Origin of the sequence: Oscillibacter sp. CAG:155, assembly GCA_000436875.1 — a bacterium.
In the GTDB taxonomy this organism is placed as follows: domain Bacteria; phylum Bacillota; class Clostridia; order Oscillospirales; family Oscillospiraceae; genus Oscillibacter.
This window is the reverse complement of record FR890841.1, coordinates 1-7,674: the sequence shown is the minus strand read 5'-3', so window position 1 is coordinate 7,674 and position 7,674 is coordinate 1. Positions and strand designations below refer to the sequence as shown.

Genomic DNA, 7,674 nt, shown 5'->3' with positions numbered 1-7,674 from the left:
GCCCGTTCCCGGCAGGTCTGTTCCGGTATCTCCAGATCCACACGCTCCGCTGACCGGATGAATCCCTCCACTTCCTGTTCCATGTGCAGTTTTTCAATGATCGTACCGCCGATCACCGCAATCACAAGCCCCAGCACAACATAAATCACGGCAACTCTGGCGCCAAAAATGCTCATCAGCAGCACAAGACTCCCCAAATCCACCATCGGTGAGGAGATGAGAAACGAAAATGTCACCCCCAAAGGCAGTCCCGCACTGGTAAAGCCGATGAACAATGGGATTGAGGAGCAGGAACAAAACGGTGTCACCGTCCCCAAAAGTGCAGCGATGATGTTTGCTCCGATCCCGTGAAACCGCCCCAGAATTCTGCGGCTTCGCTCCGGCGGGAAATAGCTTTGAATGTAGGAAATGATGAAGATCAAAATGCAAAGCAGTAGCGTAATCTTGATCACATCATAGAGGAAAAACTGGATACTCCCGCCAATTCGGCCATTCGTGTCCAATCCCAGCGCACAAAGCACATTCCCGATCATCGCATTGAGCCACTTCATTCCCAGGATCTGATCCTGCAGGAATTGCCATCCCTCCATAAAAACCCCGCTTTCTGTCCTATGGTTTATATCAAAATTTTTTGATGTATTAGAGGAAGAGAAACGCCATCTGTTTTTGATGGCGTTTACAAACCGCAGCACGTCCCGTCCTTCTGCTCCGCGTTGGGAGTCGTAAGCTCCAGCAACAGCTTGACTGCACGTTCCTGACCGCTTTTACTCAGGCGGTAATGCGTCCACTTTCCCTCCTGCCGACTGACCACAAGGCCAGAATCACACAGGATTTTCATGTGGTACGAAAGACCGGATTGTGTCAGCTCCATCGGCTCCTGCAATACGCAGGCGCACTTTTCTCCGCTGCGCAGCTGCTCCAAAATGGCCAGGCGCTTCGGATCGCACAGCGCCTTAAACACCTTGGCACTTTCTTGGTAAGTCGTATTCATCCCCTCGCTTCACATCAAAATATTTTGATGTTTACAGTATATGCATCTTGTTCCGGTTTGTCAACCAGAAGCAGAATTTTTTAATAAAATACAGCCTGAAGGTATTTTCTGTACAGTCCGGCGCAGCAGGCCCGACCTGAAAAAAGGACGGCTGTACATCAGTTACAGCCGTCCCTTTTCCATGTGTTTAAAACTTTGTTTGCAAATCACAGTTACCGACGCGTCGGCAGTTTGCTTTGGCGAGTGCAGCCGTTTTTCGTTTCCGTCTCACCCCATGCCCAATACGAATCAACTTCGCGGGTATCGCCTACACGCTTCCACATACCTTCCTGCTGAGGCGTGGGCGGATATTTTTGCAGCATTGCCGGCATTTTACCTCTGGGATCCGGCGTAAATTCCCATTCTTCTCCATCGATCTGCAGCTTGATATACTTAGCAAACGGTTTGTTATCCGGGTCCGGAGTTACCACACCTTCGATATTCTGTGTTGCAATTACAGAACTGCCATTTGTGACTACCGCAAAACCAAGTCGATCATGACCGAGGATAAAATGTCCGGCGTCAACTGAGCCATCCTTGTATTTCGTAGCCCAAGTATACCACAAAATATGGCCATAGTTCTGCATCATAACATCACGATCTTGATACAGGCAGCCACCTTCCGCCATATAGACCTGATCAAATGCCACAAAACCGCGTGCTTTCTTTCCCTGGAACTCGCCCGACAGCTCAAACATATGCGACACATAGTAGGTGCCATCGTCTCTTGCAGGCAGGTACCAGTGCAGTCCGGGCTTGATCATCGGACCCTCCAAGGAGAAAAGGCCATCTTCTGTCCACTTTATGTGATCTTCACTTACGCGAATTTCAAAAGGCTTGCCAGATGCTTCAGGTGCCGAGCGCCAAACTGCTTCATCACCTTCGCGGACACCCGTCGAACCCACTGAACTGGCACAGTCCTTTGTCAGCTCGGCATTGAACATCAGATTTTTTCCATCAACCGTCGTATCCTGAATGACGAGCCCGCTGTAAATGGAATTTCCGCCGGGATTGCGGAGAAGTTCGTACATTTCACCGTCCTCGGTACGGATATTACCATATAGGGGAATAATGCTCAGTTTCAGGCCAAAATAGCCTCTATCTGACAGCATATCATCTACGCTCGGCTTATGAGCACCTGCAAGCTGCTGAAAAAAATCACCGCGGGCATATACATCACCTAATTTTGGCATAAAAATACCTCCCCAAAAAATTGATTTACCTTTCGGCATTTTTATTATATAGTGTTAATTATAAAAGTTAAGCACATAATTAGCTTTCATTAACATTAAAACAATTCATAATCGTGGGAGATGTAATTTATGGAACTGCGCCAGCTAAAATATTTTGCTGCGGTCTGCGAAACGCTGCATTATGGCAAAGCAGCAGAAAAACTGCATATTGCAGAGCAGCCCCTTAGCTTCCAAATCAAGAAGCTGGAGGAAGAACTGGGCTATAAACTCTTTGAACGTACGACAAGATCTGTCCGTATCACGCCTGCCGGCAGTGCCCTTTTAAGTAAACTGACGGATGCATTTCGCTCTTTGGAGCAAGGTGTAGAGCAGGGCCGAATGATTGCAGAAGGGAAAAACGCCAAAATTAGGATCGTGTACAACAGTATGACCATCAATATGGTCATTCCACATATTATCCAACAATTTAAAAAGGAACATCCTGATATCGATATTATACTTACTGAACGGAACTCTCCTGAGTTGGAAACTGCCATCATTAATGACGAAGCAGATGTTGGCTTTATTGCGTTATACTGGGAGGATTTTGATGGATTGTGCTGCAAAACAATATTTGAGGAGGACTCTGTTGCTGCGATCCCCAAAGGTTGGGACCTATCTAAACATAGAATTCACAGTCTTTCAGAGCTGAAAGATCAACCTTTCATTACATATTCACGAGAGGCCCGCAGAAAATCTTTTGAGGCATTTAACGCTGTGTGTCGTTTGTCAGGTTTCGTTCCTAATATTGTACAAGAAGCAGAATCAGATATTGCCGTACTTGGTCTGGTCGCGTCCGGTTTGGGGATAGCACTTGTTCCGGACGGATATCGAAATATATTCTCTAATGCGGTATCATATCATGTTCTGAAAAAGCCCCGTGTAACTCTTAAAATTTGCTTAATTTGGAAAGAAGGCAATCTATCAGAAACCGCACGCAGTTTAGTTGAAACGGCAAATAATTGTCATTTTGACCTCCTATATTCAAAATCCGCAAATGAGAAAGATAATTCATTTGAAGTGCCTTTCAAAAAGTAAGGGATATAACACGCATAATTTATTTTCATACATTTGAAATGTCCCGTTGCCTGTTAATGACAGACAGCAAGGCGCTTCAGCACACACCTATCAAAAAACTTATCCAGCATCACCTGAGCTCGTCCCAAAACTTGTACAACCTCTGATATGGTACAGAATAGATGCACCACATCAATTTTGTACCGTTCTATCTGTCTTTTCGCTATCTGATTTTTCGTAACTGCAGATCTCACAAATTGATTCTTCCCCCCTGACCATGGATTTCCTGGATATATTCTTGCAGGAAAGGCTGGAGATAATCGGCCCCAAGCTGCCACGTGTCCTTCTTCCAGCCCATCATCGTCCAAAGAACGGTTTTCCGAAGATCTCAGGAATTTCTCCGCACCTGATTTTATCATGATAAAACAAATAATCCGAACTCATTTCCTATCGGAAACAAATTCGGATTATATTGGTTTGGTGCGCCTGAAGGGACTCGAACCCACACGCATCACTGCACGAGAACCTAAATCTCGCATGTCTACCAATTCCATCACAGGCGCATATTCAATTTTTACTCTATTTCCCCTCGCAGATGGCACCTAAGGTAGGACTCTTACTTACCATTTATACAAACAAAAAATCACCTTGTTTGCCATAGAACAAAATCAATCTTCTTCACATCTGTAATATCTACATTAGGGAAATTAGCATCAAATACCGCAACCTTGGATTGGGCCTCCGGGGTCTGATACCAGTCGTAGATTTTTTGATAAGTGTCAAGGACTTTCTGAAAACGAGATTTGCAAGAATAGTACGGAGCTTTCAAGCCCAGGTTGGAAAGCACATACTTGTCCCATACCGGCATCTCTGGGCGGACCGTTGCCAGCAGCTTGCTGGAAAAGGAGGCGTGAATACAGCCTGTTTCTTGAAACAAATAAGTCAGAACTTGCTCATATGTAAGTGCAGTGTCAAACTTATGCTCCTCCAAATAGCGATAGAAGCAACGATAAAAGTTTTCGGAGCGTTGGCGCATTCTATAATATCCATTAAATAAGCGCTGAAATTCTCGATCTTTAGATACATCCGTTTGACATAGGCAAGACATAATAGAACAATACTTCTGAAGGCCTATTCCTATCTTTTCTATAGATATATCCACAACGGTCCACCTTTCACTGAGGTGACAGCACCTAAGTCCCGCATGTCTGCCCGTTCTACTCCGGGTACAGACAGGTAAAATTCCGCAGGCAGCACCGCGAAATCCTGTTTAGTATACCACACTCTCCGCCCTTGAACAATAGCGAAATGTGCGATAGAATGAACCTACACTTGAAACTTTTGAAAAGAGGCTCATCCCATGACCACACCACGCGTTGCCGCGATCCACGACATGTCCGGCTTCGGCCGCTGTTCCTTGACGGTGGCCATCCCCGTTTTGTCCGCCATGGGCGTGCAGTGCTGCCCCCTTCCGACTGCTTTTCTCTCCACGCACACCGGCGGTTTTACCGGGTTCACCTTTTTGGATATGACGGAGGAAATGCCGAAAGTTGCCGCGCACTGGAAAAGTCTGAATCTGCATTTCAACGCCGTCTACAGCGGCTTTCTGGCAAGCGAGCGGCAGCTTTGCATTGTCTCCGACTTTATCCGCACCTTTTGCCGGGAAGATACCCTGGTGGTGATCGATCCGGTCATGGGCGATGACGGAAAGGCTTATCAGACCTATACCCCTGCTCTATGCAACGGCATGGCACATCTGGCAGAACTGGCAGATGTTATCACCCCCAATCTGACAGAAGCCGCTTTTTTGCTGGGCTGCTCATATGACCAGCTTCCACAGGAGGAAGCTGGCCTGCGGAAACTGGCTGAGGAACTGGGATTGAACGGCCGGCGCTCCGTGGTTCTCACCGGTGTCTCCCTGTCTCCGGGAAAAACCGGTGCCATGTGTTTTGACGCCAAAAGCGGCTGTACCCAGGCCGTTCAAGTGGACTTTATTGCCCATCCGCTGCTGGGAACCGGCGACATTTTTGCCAGCGTCCTCACCGGTGCACTGGTTCAGGGCGAAACGCTGTTTGCAGCAGCCGCACAGGCGGCAGAATTTGTCCGCGCCTGCGCCGTGCATACTGTCGCGCAAAATCTGCCTCTCCGGGAAGGCGTGGACTTTGAGCCGATGCTGGGGCTTTTAACCGGACAACCTTCGATCTAAGGGAAGGTTTCCCAGCAGCAAATCCTTGCTTGACATTTCCCCTTCTGGAAGGTGTACTCTCTCCACAGCAAAAAGGGCTCCCGCCCGGAAAGGAAGGTTTCTATGAAACTTTACAAGCGCCTCAGCGCACTGGCTTTGACCCTGATCCTCTCGCTGAGTCTGGCCGTGCCCGCGCTGGCCGTCTCCGACAGCCAAACGCTATCCGCCCAGACTGCGGCACAGGCTGCCTCCACTTTGGGAGGTGCCGTCAGTGTCCAGTACGCCCTGTGGCAGGACGGAGAGATTGTGCTCACCGGCCATACCGGCACGTTCTCCAAGACGGAAAACCGCGTTCTGATGGACTCTGATCTGTACGGAATCGGCTCTGTCAGCAAGATTTACACCACAGTGGCAGTGATGCAGCTGGCAGAGGATGGGAAGCTGTCCCTGGACGCACCGGTGACCCGATATCTGAAGGATTTCAAAATGGCCGATCCCCGGTACAGGGACATCACCGTGCGGATGCTGCTCAACCACTCCTCCGGGCTGATGGGCTCCACTTTTGACAGCGCCCTGCTCTTTGATGACTCCGACCCCTCTGCCACGGACCAGCTGCTGGAGCGGCTTTCCACCCAGCGGCTCAAGGCAGACCCCGGCGCATACAGCGTCTACTGCAACGACGGCTTCACCCTGGCAGAGCTGGTGGTGGAATCTGTCAGCGGAATGGACTTCATGGACTATGTGGATCGTTACATTCTGGAGCCGGCGGACCTGGAAAGCACCTTTGCACCGGCCAGCGATTTTGATACGGACCGTCTGGCCCGTATCTATCAGGGCACCGATACCCGGGCTTTGCCCCGGGACTGCCTGAACGCCGTGGGTGCCGGCGGGATGTACGCCTCCGCCTCCGATCTGGTCGCCTTCGGCGGAGCTCTGACGGACACCACCCTTCTCAGCCAGTCCTCGCTGGACGCCATGGCCTACCCCGAGTACAGCCGCGGAATCTGGCCGGAGGACACGCTGGACGCGCTCTCCTTCGGCCTGGGCTGGGACGCAGTGGAGTGGTTCCCCTTCTCCCAGAGCGGTATCCAGACCCTGGTAAAAGGCGGCGACACACTGTATTACCATGCAGGACTGATTGTGATTCCCGAATACGACATGGCCGCAGCCGTCGTCTCCTCCGGTGGCACCTCTACTTACAATGAACTGACCGCTACCCGGCTGCTGATCGACGCACTGGGAGCGGAGGGTGTCTCTGTGGACGAGACCGTCCCCACCCTGCCTGCCGCCTCTCCCGCCGCCATGCCGGCGGCACTCACGGCCTACAGCGGCTGGGACGGCGCCACCTCCGTTCAATACCGGGGCACGGTCAGCGCCGACGGGCATCTGACGCTGCACTGCCTCAATTATCCCTCCATTCCCGATCAGATTTTTATCTATTATAGCGACGGCACCTTCCGCGATCCTAGCGGCACGCTGCTTCTCTCCTTTGTCCAGGAGAAAAACGGAGAGACGTATCTCTATCAAAAGGCCTTCAGTACGTTGCCGGGACTGGGAACACTGCCGGTATCCAACTATGCGGCGGTCAAGCTGCCGGACAACGCCGTCTCCGCTGAAGTCCAGGCCGCCTGGGACAAGGTGCAGGCCATGAACGTTCTGCCCCTGACAGAAAAATATACCTCCCAGGTGTATCTGTCCATGGGCAATGCCGATACCGGAGAAGCCCCGGAGCTGATCCCCGGATACCTGGGGGCTGCCCGGATTGCGGACGCGCAAAGTGCCCTGTACGTTCCCCAGCTACCCGGCGTAGGCGGTCGGGATGGCCAGGACCTGCGGTTCTACCAGGAAAACGGCGTCACCTATTTCACCGCCAACAACAGTCTTTACATGGACGCCGCAGCAGCACCTGTTCTCTTCACCGGGGCAGGCTGGTCCTATTCCACCATCCAGGATAACGGCTATGCCCGCTGGTACCACGTGGGTTCCGCCGCCGGGAAAACCATGACCGTACACGCAGCAGGCACCGGCGGCTTCTGGGTCTATGACGCACAGGGCCAGGTGGTTGCCTCCTCCGTGCTGTGGGGGGACACCTCCGCCATTCTCCCCACTGGCGGCCTGGTGGTCTTTGCCGGTGACCCTGGTGCCCGGTTCCATCTGTCCTTCCGCGCCTGAACGGTCTTTGACTGCAAAAGTGCCGCTCCCCGTCTGGG

General features: G+C 51.3%; 7 protein-coding genes and 1 tRNA gene. 3 read left to right on the top strand and 5 right to left on the bottom strand.

What is annotated here, in order from left to right:
* The 3 genes from QZL67_RS01375 to QZL67_RS01365 form a co-directional block, all read right to left on the bottom strand.
* Positions 1 to 590: permease (locus QZL67_RS01375; RefSeq protein WP_292919626.1), on the bottom strand; the 590-nt coding region annotated here is incomplete at its 3' end.
* Between the two features lie 86 nt (positions 591 to 676).
* Positions 677 to 991, bottom strand: coding sequence for a helix-turn-helix transcriptional regulator (locus QZL67_RS01370; RefSeq protein WP_022288992.1), 315 nt, complete (start codon positions 989 to 991; stop codon positions 677 to 679).
* A 212-nt stretch (positions 992 to 1,203) separates the two neighbouring features.
* Positions 1,204 to 2,223: a hypothetical protein gene (locus QZL67_RS01365; RefSeq protein ID WP_022288991.1), complete on the bottom strand. Its 1,020-nt coding sequence runs from the start codon at positions 2,221 to 2,223 to the stop codon at positions 1,204 to 1,206.
* Between the two features lie 129 nt (positions 2,224 to 2,352).
* On the opposite strand from QZL67_RS01365, the gene QZL67_RS01360 reads away from it, so the two are divergent.
* The gene (locus QZL67_RS01360) at positions 2,353 to 3,300 is read left to right on the top strand and encodes a LysR family transcriptional regulator (RefSeq protein ID WP_022288990.1); all 948 of its coding nucleotides are present in this window, start codon (positions 2,353 to 2,355) and stop codon (positions 3,298 to 3,300) included.
* Positions 3,301 to 3,757: 457 nt separating this feature from the next.
* Here the strand turns inward: QZL67_RS01360 and QZL67_RS01355 are convergent.
* Both QZL67_RS01355 and QZL67_RS01350 read right to left on the bottom strand, forming a co-directional pair.
* Positions 3,758 to 3,842 (bottom strand) — tRNA-Leu (locus tag QZL67_RS01355).
* Positions 3,843 to 3,922: 80 nt separating this feature from the next.
* On the bottom strand, positions 3,923 to 4,315 hold the full coding sequence (locus QZL67_RS01350; protein WP_022288989.1) for a hypothetical protein: 393 nt from the start codon (positions 4,313 to 4,315) through the stop codon (positions 3,923 to 3,925).
* A gap of 324 nt (positions 4,316 to 4,639) precedes the next feature.
* Between QZL67_RS01350 and QZL67_RS01345 the strand changes: the two genes are divergently transcribed.
* Positions 4,640 to 5,485 carry a pyridoxamine kinase gene (locus QZL67_RS01345; RefSeq protein WP_022288988.1) on the top strand — a complete coding sequence of 282 codons (846 nt, stop codon included), beginning with the start codon at positions 4,640 to 4,642 and terminating at the stop codon, positions 5,483 to 5,485.
* A 102-nt stretch (positions 5,486 to 5,587) separates the two neighbouring features.
* Positions 5,588 to 7,636, top strand: a complete 2,049-nt coding sequence (locus tag QZL67_RS01340; RefSeq protein ID WP_022288987.1) for a serine hydrolase — start codon at positions 5,588 to 5,590, stop codon at positions 7,634 to 7,636.
* The last annotated feature ends 38 nt before the right edge of the window (positions 7,637 to 7,674 follow it).

Excerpts from the sequence above, each read along its gene's own strand:
- QZL67_RS01370 (WP_022288992.1), bottom strand. The coding sequence starts at position 991 with ATGAATACGACTTACCAAGAAAGTGCCAAGGTGTTTAAGGCGCTGTGC.
- QZL67_RS01365 (WP_022288991.1), bottom strand. The coding sequence starts at position 2,223 with ATGCCAAAATTAGGTGATGTATATGCCCGCGGTGATTTTTTTCAGCAG.
- QZL67_RS01360 (WP_022288990.1), top strand. The coding sequence starts at position 2,353 with ATGGAACTGCGCCAGCTAAAATATTTTGCTGCGGTCTGCGAAACGCTG.
- QZL67_RS01350 (WP_022288989.1), bottom strand. The coding sequence starts at position 4,315 with ATGCGCCAACGCTCCGAAAACTTTTATCGTTGCTTCTATCGCTATTTG.
- QZL67_RS01345 (WP_022288988.1), top strand. The coding sequence starts at position 4,640 with ATGACCACACCACGCGTTGCCGCGATCCACGACATGTCCGGCTTCGGC.
- QZL67_RS01340 (WP_022288987.1), top strand. The coding sequence starts at position 5,588 with ATGAAACTTTACAAGCGCCTCAGCGCACTGGCTTTGACCCTGATCCTC.